Here is a 20,592-nt window from a genome sequence, read left to right as displayed (position 1 = left end):
GATCGAATACACAAGGCCTTGGGTCATGAAAAAACTACTCCCCACTTCGACTGCCGGCAGCCTGCCCAAACCGTCCTGGCTGGCACAGCCGGAAACCCTCTGGTCGCCCTGGAAGCTGCAAGACGAGGCGCTGATCGAGGGCAAGCAGGATGCGTTGCGTCTGTCGCTGCAAGAACAGCAACATGCCGGTATCGACATCGTCAGCGACGGTGAGCAAACTCGCCAGCACTTCGTCACCACCTTCATCGAACACCTCGACGGCGTTGATTTCGAGAAGCGCGAAACCGTGCGTATTCGTGATCGCTACGATGCCAGCGTGCCGACCGTAGTGGGTGCCGTTGCGCGCCGTAAGCCGGTGTTCGTCGAAGATGCCAAGTTCCTGCGTCAGCAAACCTCGCAGCCGATCAAATGGGCGCTGCCAGGCCCCATGACGATGATCGATACGCTGTATGACGCGCACTATAAAAGCCGCGAAAAGCTGGCCTGGGAATTCGCCAAGATCCTCAACGAGGAAGCCCGCGAGCTTGAGGCTGCCGGCGTTGACATCATCCAGTTCGACGAACCGGCCTTCAACGTGTTCTTCGACGAGGTGAACGACTGGGGCGTTGCCACCCTGGAGCGGGCCATCGAAGGCCTCAAGTGCGAAACGGCCGTGCACATCTGCTATGGCTATGGCATCAAGGCCAATACCGACTGGAAGAAGACCCTGGGTTCGGAGTGGCGCCAGTATGAGGAGGCGTTCCCCAAACTGCAGAAATCCAAGATCGATATCGTCTCGCTGGAGTGCCACAACTCCCACGTTCCGATGGAGCTGATCGATCTGATCCGCGGCAAGAAGGTGATGGTTGGAGCCATCGACGTGGCCAACCACGCCATCGAAACCCCGGAGGAAGTGGCCAATACCCTGCGTAAAGCGCTTCAGTTCGTGGATGCCGACAAGCTCTACCCGTGCACCAACTGCGGCATGGCGCCGTTGCCGCGTGCCGTGGCACGCGGCAAGTTGAATGCCTTGAGCGCAGGTGCAGAGATCGTGCGACGAGAGCTCGCGAAGTAAGGCTGAGCGCGAGGTGGAAGGGGCGGGGCGCGCAGCTTCGGCCCTTTCCCATTGCTGACGGGTCGCACTCCATATCCAGGATCTACTATGTCGCTCTTCAGTACTGCCATCGAGCCTCTGCGCTTTCGCGAAGCGCTCGGGCACTACGCCTCCGGCATCACGGTGATCACCTCGCACTGTGATGGCGAGCCGCTCGGCTTTACCTGCCAGTCGTTCTACAGCGTGTCGATGAACCCGCCGCTGGTGTCATTCAGCGTCATGTCCAATTCGGCCAGCTACCCCGGGATTCGCAAAGCCGGCCGCTTCGCGGTCAATATCCTGTCGGGTGAGCAGGTCGGGATTTCCAACCAGTTCTCACGGCGCGGCACGGACAAGTGGCAGGGCGTCGACTGGCAGGCCTCGCCGCTGGGCAACCCAATCATCGCAGGCAGCCTGCATTGGCTCGATTGCGAGATTCACGCCGAACACGCCGCCGGTGACCATCTGATCGTGATTGGCGAGGTGAAAGCGCTGAACTTGCAGGAAGCGGCGGCTGCCCAGCCATTGCTGTACTTCAAGGGGCAGTATTGCAACCTCGCCGAGCTCAGCCCGGCCTGAGCCTTGGCAATGGCCAGCACGGCCGAGGTCCAGCCACGCTCTGGGATTTACCGGCATGCCCACGCCACCCACTTCATGGATGGCACCGACGATGCGCTGGTCAGTGCCCTGGGCAGACAGTTGATTGGCGCGTATCAGGGGGCGGCGGGGTGAATTTTGTCGCGCCTTCTTCGTCACCCGTGGATTGGACAGGTTCATCGGACGAGGAGGGCCCGTGCAGACTGATCACGTATTGAGCAGGCAGCCTTCCACCTGGCTGTTGCGCAGCTTGCTGGCCGCATCACTTGGACATGTAGTCGATCACTGCCTGGTAGTCCTCGGCGGTGCAGTCCATGCACAGGCCTCGCGCCGGCATGGCGGTGAAGCCGGTCTTCAGAGCAGGATGTAGTCACTGAACTGGCGGATACCTCCATGCTCGCCCTTGACCAGATGCACATAGCGTCCCGCCACCAGATCGACCGGCAGGCAATCGTCGACGTCGAGCACAGCGTCGGTATGCGGCTTGAGCCAATCAGATGCCATGCGTTGCTTGCCCAGGCGCTTGGCCTCGGCCTTGTCGGTGGCCGCCACCAGCAGGTAGCGATGCGCTTCACCGAATACCTGCCGTTCATAGCCGCCCAGGTTCAGGAAGAACAGGCGCATGGTGTCGGGGCCCGGAGCCACCTGGCTCAGTTCGACGCGATAACCATCGACACCGGCAACTTCCAGCCAGGAGTCGATGTGCAGGCCTTCGGCGCTGCCGAACCAGGCTTCGCGCAATTGCGGATAGAGCTGTTCCAGCGTATCGGCCTGGGCGAAGACCACATCGTGGACTTCGATGTGGGCTCGAGGGTGACGACCGCCGAGCATGACGATGTAGAGCATGATCAATCCTTCAGGGCAGCAAAAAGCGCTGTGGTGTGAACACTACAACGCTGTTCGCCAAGCACGCAATCAGCGTAACGGTTGCCTGAACACCCTGTGCAGACGTCGCCAGGCCACCGATGCTCATGGCAACGAGCAGGCTTTCGCGTAGCAGCGGCCTGGCCAGCCGGCGTTGTCAATCCCAGCTATGCAGCAGTTTTAACAAACAGCGGCCGAACCGTTGCGTGTGCGACCAGCTCGCCGTTCGGCGTTTCGCCTGGGCACCTTGGGGCGCCTTTGACGTGCTCATAATCACGCTTTGTGTGTTTGCAGCAGGTTTGCGTAAGGCCTATGCGTTGCTGACCTTGGCTTTCGTGCCTGTCGATAGTGCGGACTTGGCGATATTGCTAGTGACCTGATCGAAGTCTGGCGCTGTCCATCAAAATCTATACGGTTGCAACGAATAAATGTACAAGGTGCTATTGTTGTACAGTATTTGCGTGCGATCGAGGTCATTATGGCGCACCGTACTCGTTGGACTTGCCTTTGTCTGTTACTGGTTATCTTCTCGGCGGGCGCGAGCTGGAGGGCCGAGCTGCCTGGTGCGCAACGGCTCGGGAGTGGTGAGTTTCTTCTCCATCTGGCTAGACCCACGCTCCAGGGGCCCGCAACTGCGCCTGCTTGGGCTGGCTAGCAACGACTGAGGAACATGAACATGTACAAAGTACTGTTGCTGGTTTCCTGCGTGCTTCTGGGCAGCTGCCGCAATGTCGTTGTCGAGCACTATGCCCAGGAGCAACCGAAACTCGACCTGGCTGCATTCTTCTCGCGGCCGGTGCAGGCCTGGGGGATGTTCCAGAAGCGTTCCGGGGAAGTGGTCAAGCGCTTCCATGTGCGTATCGACAGCCGCCGCGAAGGTGAGCGACTGATCCTCGACGAACATTTTCTCTATAGCGATGGCACGCGCCAGCAGCGTACCTGGACACTGGTGCCAGACGGCCCTGGTCGCTGGCGCGGAACAGCAGGAGATGTGATCGGCGAGGCGCACGGTGAAGTGGCGGGTAACGCGTTGCGATGGCGTTACCAGCTGGACCTGCCAGTTGACGGGCGGCACTGGCAGGTAGACCTGGACGACTGGATGTACCTCATGGATGACGACACCCTGATCAACCGTTCAAGCATGAGCAAGCTGGGCGTCGAAATCGGCCAGATCACCCTGTTTTTCCGCCGCCAGCCAGAGGGCACACAATGAACCTGATAGCGCTTACCCAGCTGGTCTCGACCGGCGCAGCAAAGGAGCTTGAACTGCTGTCGCTGGAGGGCGGCTTCTACCTTCTGCGCGCCTTGACCGACGCCGGCCCCGTGACATTGAGCGATGCCCATGGGCAGCCCGTTCGCGTGCGTTCCACTACCGAGCTGCGGCAGCTGTTGGCCGACCTGCCACCCGTGCCTTGCATGCTGGTACAGCAGGTGGTGCATGATGAGATGTGCGGGCAACGTGACGGCCCCATTGCGCCGCTTCGCGTACCGGTCACGCTCACCAGCCAGTGGTAGCCTGAACGATGCGCCTGGGCCTTGTGCTGGGTGACCAGCTGTCGTTCGACTTGGCGAGCCTGGCTGCCCTTGACCCCGCCCGCGATGCTGTTCTGATGGCGGAAGTGGAGGGTGAGGCTCGCTATGTGCCGCATCATCCGCTCAAGATCGTGCTCATCTTCAGTGCCATGCGGCACTTTGCCCAGACCCTGCGTGAGCGGGGTTGGCAGGTGCATTATGTCGAGCTTGATGCTGACGGCAACAGCGGCAGCATCGTTGGCGAGTTGCATCGCTGGCAAGAAGCCCTGGGCGCCACGCAAATTCACCTGACCGAGTGCGGGGAATGGCGCCTGGAGCAGGCTCTGCGTGATGCCGGTTTGCCCCTCGTGTGGCATCGCGACACGCGTTTTCTGTGCTCTCGCGAAGCCTTTGCGCGCTGGGCCCACGAGCGTCGTCAGCTGCGTATGGAGCACTTCTACCGGGGCATGCGCAAGCGAACCGGCCTGCTTATGCAGCCCGACGGCAGCCCGGCAGGTGGGGCCTGGAATTTTGATGGTGACAACCGCAAGCCCCTGCCTCGCCAGTTGCGTGGGCCGTTCGCTGCGCAGTTCGCGCAGGACGGGATCACAGCAGCGGTGGTCGCCTTGGTACGACGGCGCTTCAGCGAACACTACGGGGACATCGACGGCTTTGACTACCCCGTGACCCACGCCGAGGCAAAGCAGCTGTGGCAGCACTTTCTGGATTTTGGCCTGGCGGCTTTCGGCGACTACCAGGACGCGATGGCCGAGGGCGAGCCGTACCTGTTCCATGCGCGCATCAGTGCGGCGCTCAACATCGGGCTTCTGGATGTGCGATGTGTGTGTGAAGAGGTCGACAAGGCCTGGCGCGAGGGGCGGGTGCCGCTCAATGCAGCGGAAGGCTTCATTCGCCAGTTGATCGGCTGGCGCGAGTATGTGCGCGGTATCTATTGGCTGCGCATGCCTGAGTATGCCGGGCTCAATCACCTGGGCAACGACCGAGCGTTACCTGAATTCTATTGGACCGGGCGCACCCGCATGCGCTGCATGGAGCAAGCCATCGGGCAGACCCTGCGGTTGGGCTACGCGCACCATATCCAGCGGTTGATGGTGACCGGCAACTTCGCCTTGCTGGCGGGTATCGTGCCTACCGCGATTTGCGAGTGGTACCTGGCGGTATATATGGATGCCTTCGACTGGGTCGAGCTGCCCAACACGCTTGGCATGGTGATGCACGCCGACGGCGGCTACCTGGGGTCCAAGCCATACTGCGCCAGTGGTCGTTACATCCAGCGCATGTCCGATCATTGCCAGGCGTGCAGTTACAAGGTGAATCATGTGATCGAGGACGACGGCTGCCCGTTCAATGCCCTGTACTGGCATTTCCTCATCCGCCATCGCTCCTTGCTGTCGACGAACCCGCGTTTGGCTCTGGTCTATCGCAGCCTTGATGGCATGACTGCTAGTCGGCGCGACGCCGTGTGGCAGCGTGGCCAAGCACTGTTGGCGCAGCTTGATGCGCAGCAGCCGTTATGAAAAAGAGTCTTTTGCCCAGCAAGGTCTGCGTGGCATGTGATCGGCCGTTCAACTGGCGCAAGCGCTGGGCCCGCTGTTGGGACCAAGTGCGCTACTGTTCAGAGCGATGCCGCAGGTCAGCGCCGCGCCGCGAGGCGCGCGAGCAGTGGCATGGCCAAGGCCCATATCGGCATCAGTAGCAGGCCGGTTTGCAGCGCGCCAAGCGGCAGGGCGACATCCGCAAACCTTGCGCCGCCTACGTAGGCCAACGGGCCACCCCGTGCACCCATCCCTCTTGAAGCGCGCATCGTGGCGCTGTGCAATGTGTATGACGCCTTGTGCATGCCCCATCCCTACAAACCCAGGTAGAGCCGCGCCCAAGCCTTCCTCCTGGAGCAGTCAGGGCAGCATTTTGATCCGCATTTGGTCCAGGTCATCCAAGGATGCTTCGAGCAAATCGAGCAGTATTTCGAATCATCCAAAACGGCACAGGGCCTTCGCCTACAAAGGTGGGTGTTTGTGGCAGTTAGCCGTCAGGCCGAATTCACCTGAAGTCGAAAACGTCACTTCAGATTCTATTCAGATTCGACCCCGATAATCCCCCCGTCGAACCCAATCGGGGGGAGTTTCATGACCGAATCTCAATGGAGCAGTCTGCTCCCGCTACCCATCGGTAGCCATGCCGACCACCGCGCGCAGCTTTCGCTTTGTCTGGAGGGAGATGCTTCACGTGCGGATCTTGAGCAATTCATCCACGCGTGCTTCGCCGCCGTGCATCAAGCGAATGTGCAGCATTACCTGCCAGAACTCCTGGCATTGCATGACAGCCACGGCCGCCTGATCGCCGCGGCCGGCATGCGCCCGGCCAGCCAGGGTCCAGTATTTCTCGAACGGTACCTGGACGTGCCTTTGGAAACCGCCGTTTCTCAAGTTGCGGGTATTTCATTGGATCGCACCTGCATAGTCGAGGTAGGAAACCTGGCCTCCCTCAGCGCTGGCAGTGCTCGCATCATGATCATCGCTGTCACGTGGTTGTTGGCCAACCGCGGCCTTGAGTGGGTCACGTTCACTGGGGCGGCGACACTGATAAACAGTTTTCAACGGCTTGGGCTTACGCCCTGCGTGTTGGCCGCCGCCGATCCCGATCGCCTACAGGGGCAGATGGATCAGTGGGGGACCTACTATGACCAACATCCGCAGGTGTTTGCCGGAAACATCGGCTATGGCTTCGACGCCCTGTCCCGAGCCGGCGTGTTCCAAAGGCTGGGTTTTCCAGTGCTCGCCGAGGAGACTGGCCATGCCGCGTGAACTGGAGCGGTTTCAAGAGCTGCTGATGTCGTTCGCCCGAGATCATGCCGGTGCCGTGGCGGTGAAAGGTGATGCTCACAGCTACACATACCGGCAGTTACTCGGTGAAGTGGGACTGCGAGCCCATGTGCTGCACCGGCAACCTGCTGGGGCATTGGTGCTGGCCCTGGATAACGGCCCTGATCTGCTGTTCTGGGACCTGGCCGCCTTGTTCGCGGCGCGCCCCTGCGTGATCGTGCCGTCGTTCTTCAGCGCGACGCAGTTTGATCACTGCATTGCTCAGAGTGGTGCTTCAACCGTGCTTTGCACGACGCAGTGGGAGCCGCGACTGGTCAGTGAGGGGTTTGTTCAGGAAGGTGAGTTCTGGGTGCGCGAGCGGCTGGCCAGCGCCCGATTGCCTGATGGTACCGCCAAGATTACCTACACCTCTGGCAGCACCGGGCACCCTAAAGGTGTCTGCCTGAGCGCTGACGCCATGCTGCGGGTAGCACGGGAATTGGAGGCGGCAAGCCGGCCCACTGAACCGCAACAGTACCTGGCCGTGCTGCCTTTGGGCGTATTGCTGGAGAACCTCGGCGTATATGCCGCACTGATGGCGGGTGCCTGCGTACAGCTCTATCCGCAGCATCAGTTGGGCATGGGCGGGGCAAGTCAGGTGGATTTCAAGCGACTGCTGGGCGCCATTGCCCTCAGTGGTGCGCAGAGCCTGATCCTCGTTCCGCAGTTGCTGATGGGGCTGGTCACGGCCATCGAGCGCGGGTTGATGCGCGTTGGCCCACTGCGTTTCGTGGCGGTGGGCGGTGCCCGGGTATCGCCAAGCCTGCTAGCCCGGGCCGAGGCGGTCGGGTTGCCGGTGTTCGAAGGCTACGGCTTGTCGGAGTGTGCCTCCGTGGTCGCATTGAATCGCCCTGGTGCCGTACGCCACGGCAGCGTCGGCCAGCCATTGCCCCATGTGCAAGTGCGTATTGCCGACGACGGCGAGGTGCTGGTGGCCGGCTCGACACTGCTTGGCTACCTTGAGGACGCCCCGGTGACCCAGTCCTGGTGGGCAACGGGCGACCTGGGCCACCTCGACGAAGAAGGCTATCTGTTCCTCGATGGACGCAAGAAACACCAGTTCATCACCAGCTTCGGGCGCAACGTCAACCCGGAGTGGGTAGAAGCCGAACTCACCCAGAGCGGCGTCATCGCCCAGGCATTCGTGCATGGCGAAGCCTTGCCGCACAACCTGGCTCTGCTTTGGCCTCTTGACCCTGCCGCCAGCGACGATGCCATCGAACAGGCCGTGCAGCAGTGCAACGCGCAGTTGCCCGACTACGCCCGGGTACATACCTGGCGGCGCTTGCCGGCCCCCTTCAGCACCCGTGACGAAACCCTGACTGCCAACGGCCGCCCGCGACGCGAGGCGATCCTGCAGCACTACCAAACCCTGTTATCCGACATCTCGTTGTGAGGCTCCCCATGTCCTTTTTCGACACCCTGCAACTACAAACAACCCAAGAGCGTCAGGCGTTGTTCGCCGTGCCGGTGATCCGTGACGCCCTGGCCGGCCAGGTCAGCCTGGACAGTTACATTGCCTTCCTGACCCAGGCCTACCACCATGTCCGCCACACGGTTCCGCTGATGATGGCCTGTGGCGCGCGCTTGCCGTCGCGCCTGGAGTGGCTGCGCGGCGCGGTGTGCGAGTACATCGACGAGGAATACGGCCATGAGCAGTGGATCCTCAACGATATCAACGCCTGTGGTGGTGATTGGGAGGCGGTGCGCGATGGTCGGCCGGCGCGGTCGATCGAGCTGATGGTCGCCTACCTCTACGACCAGATCGCCCGCGGCAACCCGGTCGGGCTCTTCGGCATGGTCAACGTGCTCGAAGGCACCAGCATCGCCCTGGCCACCCAAGCGGCGGGCACGATCAAAACCACACTGAACCTGCCTGACAAGGCGTTCAGCTACCTGAGCTCCCATGGGGCGCTGGACCAGGACCACATGGTGACCTACAAGCAACTGATGGACCGCCTCGATGATGCCGCAGACCAGCAGGCCGTCATCCATGCGGCGAAGGTCGTCTATCACTTGTACACCGAAATGTTCCAAGGCTTGCCGCGCGCGGGGCAGCGAGAGGTGCATCATGCGCTTGCCTGAGTCCGTGGTGATCCTCACCGGCGCCAGTGGCGGCATCGGCCTGGAGCTGGCCGAACAGTTGTGCGCTGCCGGTGCCCAGGTACTGGCTGTCAGTCGGCACATGGGCAAGCTGGCAGGCTTGATGAATCGCTACCCGGATCGCCTGCGTTGGCAGGAGGCCGACTTGCGCAGCCAGGCGGGGCGCGAACAGGTCGTGAGCCGAGCCCGCGAGATGGGCACTGTCAACGTGCTGATCAACGCGGCCGGCGTGAATCGCTTCGCCCTGCTCGACCAATTGGACGAGCACGCGCTCGACGAGCTGCTGGACATCAACCTCAAGGCACCGCTGCAGCTGACGCGCGCCTGCCTGCCGCTGCTGCGTGCTCAGCCCAAGGCACTGGTGGTCAATGTCGGGTCCACCTATGGCTCGATCGGCTATCCCGGCTACGCCACCTACTGCGCCAGCAAGTTCGCCCTGCGCGGTTTCTCCGAGGCACTGCGACGCGAGCTGGCCGACACCACGGTCAACGTCTTGTATGCCGCCCCCCGGGCGACCCGTACCGGCATGAACAGCAGTGCTGCGACTGCGCTCAATCAAGCGCTTAAAGTCGGTATGGACGACCCGGCGGATGTTGCTCGCGCCGTGCTCGAGGCGGTGCAGTCCGAGCGCAGCGAACTTTACCTGGGGTGGCCGGAAAAGCTTTTCGTGCGCATCAACAGCATGTTGCCGGGCGTGGTCGACCGTGCACTGCGCAAGCAACTGCCCGTCATTCGGCGCTATATCGCTAACCACTCCAAGGAGTCGATCAAATGAAGCGTCTGTTCGTCGCCAGCTTGTTGGCATTCGCACCCTTGACCTGGGCATTGGACCAGGCAGGCACACAGCACCTGAGCGATCTGCAGCAGCACTGGGCGCAGATCCAGTACCAGGTACCCAAGGACAAACGTGCCGACGCCTTTGAAAAGCTCTCCGCTGACGCGGCGGCATTCGTTCATCAGTACCCCGGATCACCTGAGCCGTTGATCTGGCAAGGCATCATCGACAGCAGCTGGGCGGGCGCCACTGGTGGCCTCGGCGCACTGGGCAAGGTCAAGGCGGCGAAGGCCAGTCTTGAGCAGGCCATGAAACTGGACCCCAATGCCCTGCAGGGTTCGGCCTATACCAGCCTGGGCACTTTGTACGACCAGGTGCCCGGCTGGCCAATCGGTTTCGGCGACACCGACAAGGCTGACGCCCTGCTGCGCAAGGCGCTGCAAATCAACCCAAATGGTATCGACAGCAACTATTTCTGGGCCGATCATCTGTATCGACAAAAGCGCTACCCTGAGGCTACTGCTGCTCTGCAGAAAGCCTTGCAGGCCCCGGCCCGCCCAGGGCGTGAGTTGGCTGACCAGGGCCGGCGTGCCGATATCGATGTTTTAATGAAAGCGATCAAGGACAAACAGGACTGAACATGCGGCTGCTGCTGGTTGAGGACGACATCGCACTGGGAGAGGGCATCTGCGACGGCTTGCGCCAGGAAGGCTATACGCTCGACTGGTTGCGTGACGGCGTCAGTGGCTTGCATGCGCTGCAGCATGAAGCCTTCGACCTGGTGATCCTGGACCTTGGCCTGCCGCGCATGGATGGCCTGGAACTGCTGCGGCGGGTGCGCGCCGGCGGCGACAGCCTGCCGGTGCTGATCCTCACCGCGCGGGATGCGCTGGACGACCGCATTACCGGGCTTGATGCCGGTGCCGACGATTACCTGGTGAAACCTTTCGACCTCAACGAACTGAAGGCACGCTTGCGCGCGTTGCTGCGGCGCAGTGCGGGGCGAGCGAAGGTAGTGGTCGAGCATGCCGGGGTCAGCCTCGACCCTGCCACCCAGCAAGTGCACTACAACGGTGTCGAAGTGGTGCTGACCCCGAAGGAGTATGTGCTGTTACATGAACTGTTGGCGCAACCCGGCAAGGTATTCACCCGCGAGCGCTTGACCCAGCTGCTGTATGGCTGGGACGAAGAGCCCGAGAGCAATACGCTGGAGGTGAACATCTACCACCTGCGCAAGAAGCTGTTCAACGGGTTGATCCGAACGGTACGCGGCATCGGCTACCTGGTCGAGGCCAAGGCATGAGCTCGCTGCGCCAGCGCACACTGTGGCGGGTGATGTTGTTGCTGCTGCTCGGCACCGGTCTGCTGGCGCTCTACAACTACCACGATAGCCGCCGCGAAATTAACGAGGTGTATGACGCCCATCTCGCCCAGAACGCCCGCCTGCTGCAGGGTGTCATGAGCCTGCCGGTGCAGGACGGCTCGCGTGAGGCGCTGTACCAGGCCTTCAATGAGGCGTTGGGCAGGGCAGGGCGACATCAGGTGGGGCACCCTTACGAAAGCAAGCTGGCTTTTCAGGTCTGGCAGGTCGGCGGAGCCCTTCTGGTGCATACACCCAGCGCGCCAGCGTTCGATTCGCCACCGACGGTACCAGGCTTTTACGACTTCACCAGCGGCGGCGAACAATGGCGCGGTTTCGTCTTGCCGGTGCCGGAAAAACGCTGGGTGATCTGGGTCGGCGAGCGTGATGACGTACGCTACGACCTGATCGACCGTATTGTCCGCCATACCCTGTTCCCGTTCCTCCTGGGCAGCTTGGCATTGGCGCTGTTGGTCTGGGCGGCGATCGGCTGGGGGCTGCGGCCGTTACAGAACATGGCCAATGTCATCCGTGCGCGCCACGCCGACTCCCTTGAGCCATTGCAACTGGTGCCGCTTCCCTCGGAGCTTGAGCCGATGCAGGCCGCCATCAATCGCCTGTTGGCGCAGATCGAGGACCTTTTGCGGCGTGAGCATCGGTTCATTGCCGATGCCGCTCACGAAATGCGCACGCCGCTGGCCGTCCTGCGCCTGCATGCACAGAACGCGCTGGCCGCCAGCAACGACATGGAGCGGCAAAAAGCGCTGGGGTTCTTGATGGGCGGGGTCGACCGGCTGACCCGGGTGGTCAACCAGTTGCTGACACTCGCCCGCGTCGAGCCGAAACTGGGGCAGCGTGCCAGTACCTGCGTCGACCTGGCTGAGGTGGTTACCGAGACCTTGGCTGAGCTGACCCCGTGGATACTTGATCGCGGCCTGGAGCCCTCGCTGGAGATCGGTGAAGGCGACCATCACCTGGCGATCGATGCTGGCGCGTTGGGCATTGCGCTACAGAACCTGGTGTCCAACGCGGTTGAACATTCACCTCCGGCAGGCCGCATAACCGTATCACTCAGGCGTCTGGATGGCGCCTTGGAGCTAGTGGTCGAGGACGAGGGGCCAGGTATCGATGAAGCAAGCCTTTCTCGTGTATTCGAGCGCTTCTATAGCCGCAACAGCCCGAATGGCGCCGGCCTTGGTCTGTCGATCGTTGCGACCATCATCGATCGCCTGGGCGGGCAGGTCCGGTTGGAGAATCGAGCGGGCGGGGGACTGGCCGCCACCTTGCTGCTGCCAAGGGATTGAGTCCATCGGCACATGCGCTGGCCAAGTCCTGCCGATGACCTGCGCCGCCCGGGCTTGAACTGGCACTGAGCCTCGCCGCCGGTGCGGCGAGGCCAGGAGGGCAGCAGTTGTGCGACTGCCTGGCCATCCTTCTGGCGGCGTTGGTCTTGTGCACGATCAGGTACATCGGTGGGGACGGCATCGGGTAAACGCCCACCTGGCCGAGATGGGCCAAAATGCGACCCGCCGTCACAGTACCTGAGACTGAACGAAGGGTTGCGGCAGCGCCGTAACTTTGATGGCACGCACTGGCACGGCAAATTTGGCGCCGATTCGGGTGAAGCGTTCGAGCAGGTGAAAGTTGATGGCCTGTTGAATATCCATGTAGAGGTTATAGCCAGGGTCTCTCACGATATAGACGCATTCGAACTCCAGCGCCTCTTTGCCAAAGCCGCGCAAGTGAGCGCGGTCGAAACGCACCTGCTGCTGGGCCTTGATCGCCTCTTCGACGATGGCGGGCGCCTGTTTCACCGCCTCGGTGGGCGTGTCGTAGGACAAGCCGAACTCGAACACAATACGTCGTTCCTGCAAGCGCTTGTAGTTCTGGATGGTGCTGCTGATCATGCTGGCATTGGCCATGACGATCTGCTCACCGCCCAGGCTGCGGATGCGAGTAGTCTTCAGCCCAACATGTTCCACCGTGCCGGCCAGTGGGCCGATGACGATGAAATCACCGACTTCGAAGGGTTTGTCGACGGCAATCGACAATGAGGCGAACAGGTCACCCAGGATGTTCTGCACGGCCAGGGCCACGGCAATGCCGCCCACACCCAGGCTGGCCACGAAGGCGGTGATATTGACGCCGAGATTGGACAGCATGGCCAGCAACACTACCGACCACAGCAGCACCCGTGCCCCCCAGGCCGAAAGCGTGGCCAATGCACTGCCTTGATACAGGCCGTCGGCGCTGTGCCGGCTGAAGTAGCGTGTCAGCCCCAGCGCGATGGCGCGATTGACCCAGAGGCCGATCTGCAAGGCGGCGACCACGAACCACAAGCTACTGACCCGGCCCAACCAGCGCTCGGGCAGGTCCAGCATGCTCAAACCGACCAGCAGCGAAGCGAGCAGCAGCAGGCTGTTGCTGGTACCAGCCAGTACCTTGGCCAGCACCTGACTCATCGCCCCGTCATGTTCGGACCAGCGCTGCACCCGGCGCATCAACAGGCCGATGACAGCTCTGGCAATCACGAACGTCAGCACGGCAACGCACAGCGCTACCAACAGGTTGAGGATGGAAATGCCGAAGAATGTGGTGTCGGTGAACAGTTCGATGATTCGATCATTCATGGGGAGCCCACCTCCAGATGGCTCAAGGCAGGGCCGCAAGGCGGCCCCTGGGATTGCGCGGTGACGTGTGGGTTACTTGCCGTGGGTGGCTTTCAGCGCCCTGGCCTGTTCCAGATGGTGTTGCAGCGTTGGCAGCTTGTCGCTGGCAAAGGCCTTCAGCTCAGGCTTGTCGGAGGAGGCGGCCTCTTTCTTGAACAGTTCCACGGCCTTTTCGTGCGCGTCGACCTGGTTATTGACGTAGGACCGGTCGAACGACTCCTCGCGCCATTCGAGGATCATCTTCTTGACCTTGTCGGTCAGCGCCGCCTCGTCGGGCACGCTGATGTCCAGCTTGCGGGCGATATCACCGAGTTCCTGGTTGGCTTTGGTATGGTCTGTGACCATTTGCTGGGCGAATTGCTTGATGTCTGCGCTTTGGCTCTTTTCGTGCGCCAGGTTGCCGGTGACCACTTCGGCGATACCGGCTTCAGTGGCCGCATCGACGAAATCGTCCGAAGACGCTGCCTGTACCTGCAGCGAAGCCAGGCCCATCAACAGGGTTACCCCGGCGATTTTCAAGAATGGTTTGTTCATCTTTCACTCCTTCGCTTGGTGGCTGCGACCTCTATGCCGCAATCGGTTGAGCCGTAGGAGCAGGTGAAGGTTTAGTTTTTCTCGAATAACCGGCCACTGTGAGGGCGCAACCGGCGTTTTGGGCACCGCTCATCCACTATGTCGCAATCAGAACGAACTCACGGGTACCGTTCAGACTTGTCCAGCAGATGGCATGTAGAAGGAACTTTACCGATCTTGCGATCCTCCACCGGATGCGAGTGCTTCACCGAAATATTTCATGAACAGCCCGTTCAGAAAGGGGCAAGACCCTGACGGTGAATACATCACACTCCGGAGACCGCAAAATGAACAAATCCGACGATCAGCAGCAGAAAGGCCCCCATTCCTCCGATCATGCAACGACTGATCAGGACCTGGGATTCGATCCGGACTCTCCAGACCTGGACGACCCTCAAGTGGACCCCCAAGGCCCAGCGAAAGCGCCCAGGGATGTGGAAAAGAAACCGTGAGCTTGCCTACCCTGAATGTTTGCCTGAGCAGAACAGTAGGTTGAAGTGTTTGCTAGCCCACGGTTAGCAAGTGAACAAGCAAGGGCTTGGATCAACCGATCATTGAAGGCGGGTATATCATCCGGCATGCGGCGGGTGATCAGATTCCCGTCCACCACCTCTTCATCTACTTTCGCCAGGTGTGGACGTGGGACGTCTCGGACGGAGTGAGAAGTTCCATCGCACTACTTCAGCGGTAGGGTTGCTAACCGTCTGACCGTTGCGGTTGAACATTGCGCGGTGCTTGGGCTCTCACTTGCAGGGATAGAACGAGGCGGCCGTCATGAGCATCGAACGCAGCATTCCTGAACTTGAAGCCTGGTACGCGCAGTACGACGACATCAGCTACCGGCGCGAATCGCCGGACGCCTACCACCATGAACTGGTTCGCACCGCCGAGGCGCTAAGGGACGATGGTGCCATTGACTGGGATGACTGGTTGGCGCTGAAGGCACTGGCCGACGAGGCTCATATCCGGGCTCTGGAAGATGCCGTGCAGGCTCATGTGAGCGACCCTGACGCATGAGAGCGCTGAAGATCGCCACCTTCAATATCAATGGCATCCGCAGCCGCCTGCCCGCGCTGTTGGCCTGGCTGGAGCGGGAGCAGCCGGACATTGCCTGCTTGCAGGAACTAAAGGCGGCCGACCAGCAGTTTCCTCGCCAGGCCATCGAAGCGGCAGGTTATGGCTGCCTTTACCAGGGGCAACCCTCCTGGAACGGTGTGGCGATCCTGGCGCGCGATAGCGAGCCGCTGGAGGTACGTCGCGGGCTGCCCGGCATGCAGGACGATCAGCAGAGCCGCTATCTCGAAGCTGCGGCGCACGGTGTACTGGTGGGCTGCCTTTACCTGCCCAACGGCAACCCGCAACCCGGCCCGAAGTTCGATTACAAACTGCGCTGGTTCGAGTGCTTGATCAAGCATGCCCAAACACTGCATGTCAGCAGCCATCCTGCGGTATTAGCGGGGGACTTCAACGTTGTGCCCACCGATCTGGACATCTATAACCCGCGCTCATGGCTCAAGGACGCGCTGCTGCAACCTGAATCGCGGGCGTTATTCCAAGAATTGTTGGCCCAGGGCTGGGTCGATGCTGTTCGTCACCTTTATCCCGAGCAGCGCATTTACACGTTCTGGGACTATTTTCGCAATCACTGGGCGCGTAATGCCGGGCTTCGTATCGATCACCTGCTGCTCAACTCGGGTCTGAGCCCTTATTTGAAGCGGGCGGGCGTGGATGCCTGGGTGCGCAACGAAGCCAAGGCCAGTGATCATGCGCCGGTCTGGATCCAGTTGGGCGGGCGCCGCCAGCAACGCTAGGCTGTTCCCTGCAACGTGCGGGCAGCTTGCAGTTGTGTGTTTTTTCGCCACCCTCGCAGATTCATGGCACAGAGGCACAATTGCAGGATGATCAATGCCCAGGCTTCTGCTTGCCAGCCCCAGACGGCCCACAGAACGTTGCTTGCAAGAAAACAACAGAAACCTGCCTTCCTGCGCCCCGGACGGCGTGAACCGATGCACCAGGCTGCCAGCACGGTCATTACCATGGCGGGCCATTCAAGTAAGCCAATCCAATATTCCATGAAACCTTCCGACTGATGATGGGTAGCTGAAACTGATCACCTGCCAGCGTACTGAGCGCTGGCAGGTGATCGCTTGACTAAGCTGCTCGCTGCTCGCCCTTGAGCATCTTTTTCTGCATTTCCATGGTTTGCCCCAGCTCCTCGAGGGTGTCCTTGCTGAGCAGCTTCTTCGCGGTGGGGAAGAGTTCGCCTTCCTCTTCCTCGATGTGATGCTCCAACAACTCTTTCATGACCTTGACCCGCCCGGCGAATTCGACGGTGCCGGTTTCGGTATGCAGGAGGTCGGGTAGGACGAGGGAGTCGACAGTCCGGTGTTCTTCCTTGGCCTCGTAGTACATCTTCGCTTCTTCCTTGCCACCCGCTTGCTTGATGGCCGGGTAGAGTATTTCTTCCTCGAGCGTGGTGTGGATCCGCAACTCCTGCTCGATCCTGTGAAGTAACTCGGCCCGTTTCTTCACTGCGCGCTCGGTGGTGGTCGACAGTTCTTCGAGAAGTTTTTTCACCAGCTTGTGGTCTTGAATCAGTAAGTCGATAGCGTTCATTGGCGTTACCTCATCACGGATTGAGTCAAGAACTTGCTCGTGGTTGAGTACGCGCAGAGTGACAGGGTTCAATGCTTACGATGGCTGGCATCATCGCGTGTGCATGCGAAGCGATGGACGTAGCTTTACTGTTGCCAAAAGGCCTCACTTGGCAGGAATGATCGAAATCTTTCCATTGCGTTCGACGATGGCGAACTTGACCTGCTCAATGTCCTCGATGCCTTGGCTGTCCCGCGCTGACTCGAGGATATCGTCCTCCGTGAGGCGTACCCGGCGCATGCGGTGATGCAGAAAGCGCCCATTCTCGACAACCAGGGTAGCGTGCCCATCCAGAAACCTGGCCAAGGGCTTGGAGTTGAGCTTCGCGAGCGAAAGACCGACGTCCAGGACGATCAGCGTGGCAATCACCAGCATGGCATTGGTGAACGAAAAGTCTTCGCCCAGAAGCGCCTGCTGGGTGGCCTCCCCGATGATCAGCAGCAAGACGAAGTCAAAGGTCGTCAGGTCGGCCAGCGAGCGCCGCCCGGCTACGCGAAACAGCAGCATGAGGGCGACGTACATTCCGGCTGCGCGGAGGATCGAATCCATGACGCACCCCTAGGGGTAAAGGAATGTGGAGAAACGAACGGCGCTTTTGGGGCCAGCCCTGACGATGCCCTCCAGAGTGCCTACGTGCTCACTTCGAAGGGTCAGGTACAAGGTGGCCACGCCATCTTGCCTTGTACCCAATTGGAACAGCATGGCCTGGCCATGTGACATCGACCGTTGCGGCTCCGGTTGTAACGTCTCGATACTGGCGTCACGAAGCAATGATCCTGCGAGTTGCACCTCTACCGGCTGACCAGGGGTACCCTGAACGGTGATGAAAAGGCTATCTGTCGTGCCGCTTCGGCTGAGGCGCTGATACTCAACCCGTACCCTGCCATCCTGGCTCACCACCTCGGCATCGCTCAACGGGCCATTACCGAACAGGCCTGCCAAGGCAAGCAGTACCATGGTCACGAGTACATACCACCCCACGCGCTCAAAGCGCCAGACGCGCTGCTGCATCGGCATGTCTTCTTGAACAGGGTGACGCCGGGATACCAGTTCATCTTCCGACATGATCACAGCCCTCAAGCGCGCTCACCGTGTAACCAGCGCTGGTGATAGTGGGAAACCTGGGTCAGACCGAACAGGGCGCCTTCGCGCATGACTTCAGATCGCTCGCCGAAGAACCGTCGAGTGCGCGTGAAAACGGCAATTGGATCGCCGGCGAAAGCCCACGCAAAGCACATCGTCCCCGGCGGTATTCCGGATTCGGGCGCCGGGCCGGCTACCCCGGTGGTGGCTATAACCACATTGGCATCGCTGTCTCGCAAGGCGCCCAAGGCCATTTCCCAGGCCACTGCTTCGCTGGTCAAGCCGTATCGTTCGATGGTTTCGGCGCTGACGCCCAGCAGGCGTTTCTTGGCGCTGGGTGAGTAGACGACGTAGCCGCTTTCCAGCACCTCTGCGGTACCCGGTACCGCCGCCAGCAAAGCCACCATGCAGCCCGCAGTGCACGATTCTGCTGTGGTCAAAATCAGTTTGTTGTTCTTGAGATAGCCGAGGGCGGCCAGTACAGGGTCGTTTGCCATTCCAGTGTCGACTCGCTTGTTTTGCGGTGGACGCGATCCTGGGGTATTTGGTTCATCGCATCTATTGCCCGGCTATCTCGAGAAGTGAATGTGACGTGAACTTTGCCCGTGCTTCGGCTTCCCTAGTTCAAAGGCAATGGCAGGAGAGCAACATGAAGAAAGTGAGCGATAGGCAAAAGGAGTCTGCGCAGACGAGGCCGCATGGGGAAGAAGAGCGAGACAACGATGCTCATCGTCCGGATGGATCCACCGGTACATCACATGACTCGACAGCGCAAAAAACGGCCCGTGATCACGATCGGCACAAACACTGAATCTGCCCCGCAAAAGGGAGGCCCGCCAGCACGGCGAGCCTCTTGGCGCTAAAGTATCGGTTTGCCGCCAGTCACCGCGTAACGTGAGCCACTGATGTAACTGGCCTGGTCGGAGCCCAGCAGCACGTAGATCGGCGCGACCTCGACCGGCTGCCCCGGCCGCCCCATCGGGTAGCTGGAACCAAAGTTCTTGACGGCCTCGTCCGGCATGGTTGCCGGAATCAAAGGCGTCCAGATAGGGCCTGGCGCGACACTGTTGACCCTGATGCCTTTCTTGCCCAGCAACTGAGCCAAGCCAGCAGTGAAATTGGCAATGGCCCCCTTGGTCGTGGCATAGGCCAGCAGGCTGGGGGATGGATCGTCGGAGTTGACCGAGCTCGTATTGATGATCGAACTGCCCTTGGGCATGGAGGGTAGTGCCGCCTGGCAAATACGGAAGATGGCGGTGATATTGGTATCGAACGTTTTCACCCATTCATCATCGTCGATTTCCTCCAGGGTCTCATGGGACATCTGGAACGCCGCGTTGTTGACCAGGATGTCGATACGCCCGAACTGGCGGACGGTCTTTTCGACGATGTCGTAGCAGTGCTGTTTCTGCGCCAAGTCTCCGGGTAACAGCAGGCATTGACGGCCCGCGGCCTCGACCCAGCGCGCGGTTTCTTGCGCGTCTTCATGCTCATTCAGGTAAGCGATGGCGACGTCTGCACCTTCACGGGCATAGGCGATCGCTACTGCCCGCCCGATGCCGCTGTCTGCTCCGGTGATGAGCGCGATCTTGCCTTCGAGTCGATTGTGACCGGTATACGACTGCTCACCACAATCCGGGTAGGGTTCCATTTTGCGCTGTGAGCCGGGGACATTTTGAGGCTGTGAAGGGAAGGGCGGGGTAGGGAAGTCTCGCATGGTAGAAGCTCCTGCAGTTGAGAACGTTCATACCGGTTCGAAAGGCCGGGCCCCGGCGTGTTGGTTTCAATCTGCGGTTGATACGACGAGCGGTGGGGATACCAATCCAATTGAATTTCACGCCCCATCGCCGTTCTACCGAGCTCAGCTCCAGGCGCATCTCGTCGTTCGGAGCCCAACTCCCGGAGTAGCAAGTGCCTCGAATCATTACCCCAACGACCCCTGAACACGAGATCAGCGAGCACAATGCCAGGATGTTTGGTTCTCCCAAGGAGCGTCTGGACTTTTACCGGCGTGAGATCCAGTACGAAACCAGCATCCTGGCCAACCGCACCGACGCCTACCTGGCGGCGCAGTCATTCCTGGTCATCGCCTTCGTCTCCTCCATGGGCAACCTAAATCAAGGATGGGGCGAGATGTTCACCCTGATCGTGCCCGCGTTCCTCGCCCTGCTCGGGGTATTGAGCTCGCTCAATGCCTGGCCTGGCATCCGTGCGGCCTACAACATCATCGATCATTGGCAGCTCAAGCAAAGCCATCTGCTGCGCAGCGAGCCGTTGATGGGGTTGGCTTACGACGAATCGCCGCTGTTCTGCGAGGCGGAAACCTCGCGTGCAGGCCATCGGAAATCACTGCTGTTCTCGCTGCGCACACCGTGGATCTTTCTGGTGTTCTGGGTGCTGCTGGGTAGCTACTCGGTGTACATCCAACTCGCCTGACAGTCCGCTGC

At 60.7% G+C, this 20,592-nt stretch carries 26 protein-coding genes and 3 pseudogenes; 17 read left to right on the top strand and 12 right to left on the bottom strand.

Going from position 1 to position 20,592, the window contains the following annotated elements:
* Positions 1 to 25 precede the first annotated feature (25 nt).
* Together CC207_RS11605 and CC207_RS11600 are read left to right on the top strand one after the other, a co-directional pair.
* Positions 26 to 1,054 (top strand): methionine synthase, encoded by a 1,029-nt coding sequence (locus tag CC207_RS11605; protein WP_088852130.1) that lies wholly within the window; start codon positions 26 to 28, stop codon positions 1,052 to 1,054.
* A gap of 87 nt (positions 1,055 to 1,141) precedes the next feature.
* Positions 1,142 to 1,651 carry a flavin reductase family protein gene (locus tag CC207_RS11600; protein ID WP_088852129.1) on the top strand — a complete coding sequence of 170 codons (510 nt, stop codon included), beginning with the start codon at positions 1,142 to 1,144 and terminating at the stop codon, positions 1,649 to 1,651.
* A 280-nt stretch (positions 1,652 to 1,931) separates the two neighbouring features.
* Here the strand turns inward: CC207_RS11600 and CC207_RS27560 are convergent.
* A pseudogene (locus tag CC207_RS27560) lies at positions 1,932 to 2,018 on the bottom strand (cytochrome c5 family protein); the annotation flags it as partial.
* 5 nt (positions 2,019 to 2,023) lie between these two features.
* Positions 2,024 to 2,515, bottom strand: coding sequence for a DUF1543 domain-containing protein (locus tag CC207_RS11585; RefSeq protein ID WP_088852128.1), 492 nt, complete (start codon positions 2,513 to 2,515; stop codon positions 2,024 to 2,026).
* A gap of 694 nt (positions 2,516 to 3,209) precedes the next feature.
* Here CC207_RS11585 and CC207_RS11575 point away from each other — a divergent pair.
* The 4 genes from CC207_RS11575 to CC207_RS11560 are packed head-to-tail and all read left to right on the top strand — an operon-like array spanning position 3,210 to position 5,762.
* Positions 3,210 to 3,746: a DUF3833 domain-containing protein gene (locus CC207_RS11575; protein ID WP_088852127.1), complete on the top strand. Its 537-nt coding sequence runs from the start codon at positions 3,210 to 3,212 to the stop codon at positions 3,744 to 3,746.
* A complete protein-coding gene (locus tag CC207_RS11570; protein WP_028689314.1) occupies positions 3,743 to 4,048 on the top strand; it encodes a DUF6482 family protein in 306 nt (101 codons plus the stop codon). The genes CC207_RS11575 and CC207_RS11570 overlap by 4 nt, the downstream gene beginning before the upstream one ends.
* Before the next feature lie 8 nt (positions 4,049 to 4,056).
* Positions 4,057 to 5,583 carry a cryptochrome/photolyase family protein gene (locus CC207_RS11565; RefSeq protein ID WP_088852126.1) on the top strand — a complete coding sequence of 509 codons (1,527 nt, stop codon included), beginning with the start codon at positions 4,057 to 4,059 and terminating at the stop codon, positions 5,581 to 5,583.
* Complete coding sequence (locus CC207_RS11560) at positions 5,580 to 5,762, top strand: DUF2256 domain-containing protein (RefSeq protein ID WP_083242113.1); 183 nt, start codon at positions 5,580 to 5,582, stop codon at positions 5,760 to 5,762. The genes CC207_RS11565 and CC207_RS11560 overlap by 4 nt, the downstream gene beginning before the upstream one ends.
* On the opposite strand, the pseudogene CC207_RS11555 reads toward CC207_RS11560, so the two are convergent.
* Positions 5,700 to 5,852 (bottom strand): annotated as a pseudogene (locus CC207_RS11555) (DUF2878 family protein); the annotation flags it as partial. The gene CC207_RS11560 and the pseudogene CC207_RS11555 overlap by 63 nt on opposite strands.
* A 340-nt stretch (positions 5,853 to 6,192) precedes the next feature.
* On the opposite strand from CC207_RS11555, the gene CC207_RS11550 reads away from it, so the two are divergent.
* Genes CC207_RS11550 through CC207_RS11520 form a run of 7 tightly spaced genes read left to right on the top strand, consistent with a single transcriptional unit; the run spans position 6,193 to position 12,469 of the window.
* Positions 6,193 to 6,870 carry a thermostable hemolysin gene (locus tag CC207_RS11550; RefSeq protein ID WP_088852124.1) on the top strand — a complete coding sequence of 226 codons (678 nt, stop codon included), beginning with the start codon at positions 6,193 to 6,195 and terminating at the stop codon, positions 6,868 to 6,870.
* Positions 6,860 to 8,323, top strand: a complete 1,464-nt coding sequence (locus tag CC207_RS11545; RefSeq protein ID WP_088852123.1) for an AMP-binding protein — start codon at positions 6,860 to 6,862, stop codon at positions 8,321 to 8,323. The genes CC207_RS11550 and CC207_RS11545 overlap by 11 nt, the downstream gene beginning before the upstream one ends.
* An 8-nt stretch (positions 8,324 to 8,331) precedes the next feature.
* A complete protein-coding gene (locus CC207_RS11540; protein ID WP_088852122.1) occupies positions 8,332 to 9,012 on the top strand; it encodes a TenA family transcriptional regulator in 681 nt (226 codons plus the stop codon).
* On the top strand, positions 8,999 to 9,805 hold the full coding sequence (locus CC207_RS11535) for an SDR family oxidoreductase (protein WP_069017769.1): 807 nt from the start codon (positions 8,999 to 9,001) through the stop codon (positions 9,803 to 9,805). The genes CC207_RS11540 and CC207_RS11535 overlap by 14 nt, the downstream gene beginning before the upstream one ends.
* Positions 9,802 to 10,443, top strand: coding sequence for a tetratricopeptide repeat protein (locus CC207_RS11530; protein WP_028689321.1), 642 nt, complete (start codon positions 9,802 to 9,804; stop codon positions 10,441 to 10,443). The genes CC207_RS11535 and CC207_RS11530 overlap by 4 nt, the downstream gene beginning before the upstream one ends.
* 2 nt (positions 10,444 to 10,445) lie before the next feature.
* On the top strand, positions 10,446 to 11,108 hold the full coding sequence (locus CC207_RS11525) for a response regulator (RefSeq protein ID WP_050705370.1): 663 nt from the start codon (positions 10,446 to 10,448) through the stop codon (positions 11,106 to 11,108).
* Positions 11,105 to 12,469, top strand: coding sequence for a sensor histidine kinase (locus CC207_RS11520; protein ID WP_028689323.1), 1,365 nt, complete (start codon positions 11,105 to 11,107; stop codon positions 12,467 to 12,469). The genes CC207_RS11525 and CC207_RS11520 overlap by 4 nt, the downstream gene beginning before the upstream one ends.
* A gap of 228 nt (positions 12,470 to 12,697) precedes the next feature.
* On the opposite strand, the gene CC207_RS11515 is transcribed toward CC207_RS11520, so the two are convergent.
* Together CC207_RS11515 and CC207_RS11510 are read right to left on the bottom strand one after the other, a co-directional pair.
* Positions 12,698 to 13,795, bottom strand: a complete 1,098-nt coding sequence (locus tag CC207_RS11515) for a mechanosensitive ion channel family protein (protein ID WP_028689324.1) — start codon at positions 13,793 to 13,795, stop codon at positions 12,698 to 12,700.
* Positions 13,796 to 13,867: 72 nt separating this feature from the next.
* Positions 13,868 to 14,368 carry a DUF4142 domain-containing protein gene (locus CC207_RS11510; RefSeq protein WP_028689325.1) on the bottom strand — a complete coding sequence of 167 codons (501 nt, stop codon included), beginning with the start codon at positions 14,366 to 14,368 and terminating at the stop codon, positions 13,868 to 13,870.
* 326 nt (positions 14,369 to 14,694) lie between these two features.
* Here CC207_RS11510 and CC207_RS27150 point away from each other — a divergent pair, with 326 nt between their 5' ends.
* The gene (locus CC207_RS27150) at positions 14,695 to 14,859 is read left to right on the top strand and encodes a DUF6021 family protein (RefSeq protein WP_167388388.1); all 165 of its coding nucleotides are present in this window, start codon (positions 14,695 to 14,697) and stop codon (positions 14,857 to 14,859) included.
* A gap of 77 nt (positions 14,860 to 14,936) precedes the next feature.
* On the opposite strand, the pseudogene CC207_RS27555 reads toward CC207_RS27150, so the two are convergent.
* Positions 14,937 to 15,029 (bottom strand): annotated as a pseudogene (locus tag CC207_RS27555) (protease); the annotation flags it as partial.
* A 152-nt stretch (positions 15,030 to 15,181) separates the two neighbouring features.
* Here CC207_RS27555 and CC207_RS11500 point away from each other — a divergent pair.
* Together CC207_RS11500 and xth are read left to right on the top strand one after the other, a co-directional pair.
* On the top strand, positions 15,182 to 15,424 hold the full coding sequence (locus tag CC207_RS11500) for a hypothetical protein (protein ID WP_016486338.1): 243 nt from the start codon (positions 15,182 to 15,184) through the stop codon (positions 15,422 to 15,424).
* Positions 15,421 to 16,218 carry an exodeoxyribonuclease III gene (gene xth, locus CC207_RS11495; protein ID WP_050705374.1) on the top strand — a complete coding sequence of 266 codons (798 nt, stop codon included), beginning with the start codon at positions 15,421 to 15,423 and terminating at the stop codon, positions 16,216 to 16,218. The genes CC207_RS11500 and xth overlap by 4 nt, the downstream gene beginning before the upstream one ends.
* On the opposite strand, the gene CC207_RS11490 is transcribed toward xth, so the two are convergent.
* The 6 genes from CC207_RS11490 to CC207_RS11465 form a co-directional block, all read right to left on the bottom strand.
* Complete coding sequence (locus tag CC207_RS11490) at positions 16,215 to 16,481, bottom strand: hypothetical protein (protein WP_081791533.1); 267 nt, start codon at positions 16,479 to 16,481, stop codon at positions 16,215 to 16,217. The genes xth and CC207_RS11490 overlap by 4 nt on opposite strands.
* A 77-nt stretch (positions 16,482 to 16,558) precedes the next feature.
* Positions 16,559 to 17,023, bottom strand: a complete 465-nt coding sequence (locus CC207_RS11485) for a hemerythrin domain-containing protein (RefSeq protein WP_028689328.1) — start codon at positions 17,021 to 17,023, stop codon at positions 16,559 to 16,561.
* 144 nt (positions 17,024 to 17,167) lie between these two features.
* On the bottom strand, positions 17,168 to 17,611 hold the full coding sequence (locus CC207_RS11480; protein WP_062364383.1) for a DUF421 domain-containing protein: 444 nt from the start codon (positions 17,609 to 17,611) through the stop codon (positions 17,168 to 17,170).
* A gap of 9 nt (positions 17,612 to 17,620) precedes the next feature.
* On the bottom strand, positions 17,621 to 18,127 hold the full coding sequence (locus CC207_RS11475; protein WP_178080965.1) for a hypothetical protein: 507 nt from the start codon (positions 18,125 to 18,127) through the stop codon (positions 17,621 to 17,623).
* Positions 18,128 to 18,138: 11 nt separating this feature from the next.
* The gene (locus tag CC207_RS11470; RefSeq protein WP_028689331.1) at positions 18,139 to 18,642 is read right to left on the bottom strand and encodes a CinA family protein; all 504 of its coding nucleotides are present in this window, start codon (positions 18,640 to 18,642) and stop codon (positions 18,139 to 18,141) included.
* Positions 18,643 to 19,004: 362 nt separating this feature from the next.
* Entirely contained in the window at positions 19,005 to 19,862 is an 858-nt protein-coding gene (locus tag CC207_RS11465) for an SDR family oxidoreductase (RefSeq protein WP_028689332.1), read from the bottom strand.
* 194 nt (positions 19,863 to 20,056) lie between these two features.
* On the opposite strand from CC207_RS11465, the gene CC207_RS11460 reads away from it, so the two are divergent.
* On the top strand, positions 20,057 to 20,581 hold the full coding sequence (locus tag CC207_RS11460; RefSeq protein WP_016486361.1) for a hypothetical protein: 525 nt from the start codon (positions 20,057 to 20,059) through the stop codon (positions 20,579 to 20,581).
* Positions 20,582 to 20,592: the final 11 nt, after the last annotated feature.

It is taken from the genome of Pseudomonas sp. DrBHI1 (assembly GCF_002205115.1).
GTDB lineage: Bacteria > Pseudomonadota > Gammaproteobacteria > Pseudomonadales > Pseudomonadaceae > Aquipseudomonas > Aquipseudomonas mosselii.
This window is presented reverse-complemented; position numbering and strand designations above follow the sequence as displayed.

Excerpts from the sequence above, each read along its gene's own strand:
- CC207_RS11535 (WP_069017769.1), top strand. The coding sequence starts at position 8,999 with ATGCGCTTGCCTGAGTCCGTGGTGATCCTCACCGGCGCCAGTGGCGGC.
- CC207_RS11510 (WP_028689325.1), bottom strand. The coding sequence starts at position 14,368 with ATGAACAAACCATTCTTGAAAATCGCCGGGGTAACCCTGTTGATGGGC.
- CC207_RS11550 (WP_088852124.1), top strand. The coding sequence starts at position 6,193 with ATGACCGAATCTCAATGGAGCAGTCTGCTCCCGCTACCCATCGGTAGC.
- CC207_RS11540 (WP_088852122.1), top strand. The coding sequence starts at position 8,332 with ATGTCCTTTTTCGACACCCTGCAACTACAAACAACCCAAGAGCGTCAG.
- CC207_RS11565 (WP_088852126.1), top strand. The coding sequence starts at position 4,057 with ATGCGCCTGGGCCTTGTGCTGGGTGACCAGCTGTCGTTCGACTTGGCG.
- CC207_RS11500 (WP_016486338.1), top strand. The coding sequence starts at position 15,182 with ATGAGCATCGAACGCAGCATTCCTGAACTTGAAGCCTGGTACGCGCAG.
- CC207_RS11470 (WP_028689331.1), bottom strand. The coding sequence starts at position 18,642 with ATGGCAAACGACCCTGTACTGGCCGCCCTCGGCTATCTCAAGAACAAC.
- CC207_RS11525 (WP_050705370.1), top strand. The coding sequence starts at position 10,446 with ATGCGGCTGCTGCTGGTTGAGGACGACATCGCACTGGGAGAGGGCATC.
- CC207_RS11605 (WP_088852130.1), top strand. The coding sequence starts at position 26 with ATGAAAAAACTACTCCCCACTTCGACTGCCGGCAGCCTGCCCAAACCG.
- CC207_RS11600 (WP_088852129.1), top strand. The coding sequence starts at position 1,142 with ATGTCGCTCTTCAGTACTGCCATCGAGCCTCTGCGCTTTCGCGAAGCG.
- CC207_RS11575 (WP_088852127.1), top strand. The coding sequence starts at position 3,210 with ATGTACAAAGTACTGTTGCTGGTTTCCTGCGTGCTTCTGGGCAGCTGC.
- xth (WP_050705374.1), top strand. The coding sequence starts at position 15,421 with ATGAGAGCGCTGAAGATCGCCACCTTCAATATCAATGGCATCCGCAGC.
- CC207_RS11475 (WP_178080965.1), bottom strand. The coding sequence starts at position 18,127 with ATGTCGGAAGATGAACTGGTATCCCGGCGTCACCCTGTTCAAGAAGAC.
- CC207_RS11585 (WP_088852128.1), bottom strand. The coding sequence starts at position 2,515 with ATGCTCTACATCGTCATGCTCGGCGGTCGTCACCCTCGAGCCCACATC.
- CC207_RS11570 (WP_028689314.1), top strand. The coding sequence starts at position 3,743 with ATGAACCTGATAGCGCTTACCCAGCTGGTCTCGACCGGCGCAGCAAAG.
- CC207_RS11480 (WP_062364383.1), bottom strand. The coding sequence starts at position 17,611 with ATGGATTCGATCCTCCGCGCAGCCGGAATGTACGTCGCCCTCATGCTG.
- CC207_RS11520 (WP_028689323.1), top strand. The coding sequence starts at position 11,105 with ATGAGCTCGCTGCGCCAGCGCACACTGTGGCGGGTGATGTTGTTGCTG.
- CC207_RS11530 (WP_028689321.1), top strand. The coding sequence starts at position 9,802 with ATGAAGCGTCTGTTCGTCGCCAGCTTGTTGGCATTCGCACCCTTGACC.
- CC207_RS11490 (WP_081791533.1), bottom strand. The coding sequence starts at position 16,481 with ATGGAATATTGGATTGGCTTACTTGAATGGCCCGCCATGGTAATGACC.
- CC207_RS11515 (WP_028689324.1), bottom strand. The coding sequence starts at position 13,795 with ATGAATGATCGAATCATCGAACTGTTCACCGACACCACATTCTTCGGC.
- CC207_RS11560 (WP_083242113.1), top strand. The coding sequence starts at position 5,580 with ATGAAAAAGAGTCTTTTGCCCAGCAAGGTCTGCGTGGCATGTGATCGG.
- CC207_RS11545 (WP_088852123.1), top strand. The coding sequence starts at position 6,860 with ATGCCGCGTGAACTGGAGCGGTTTCAAGAGCTGCTGATGTCGTTCGCC.
- CC207_RS11485 (WP_028689328.1), bottom strand. The coding sequence starts at position 17,023 with ATGAACGCTATCGACTTACTGATTCAAGACCACAAGCTGGTGAAAAAA.
- CC207_RS27150 (WP_167388388.1), top strand. The coding sequence starts at position 14,695 with ATGAACAAATCCGACGATCAGCAGCAGAAAGGCCCCCATTCCTCCGAT.
- CC207_RS11465 (WP_028689332.1), bottom strand. The coding sequence starts at position 19,862 with ATGCGAGACTTCCCTACCCCGCCCTTCCCTTCACAGCCTCAAAATGTC.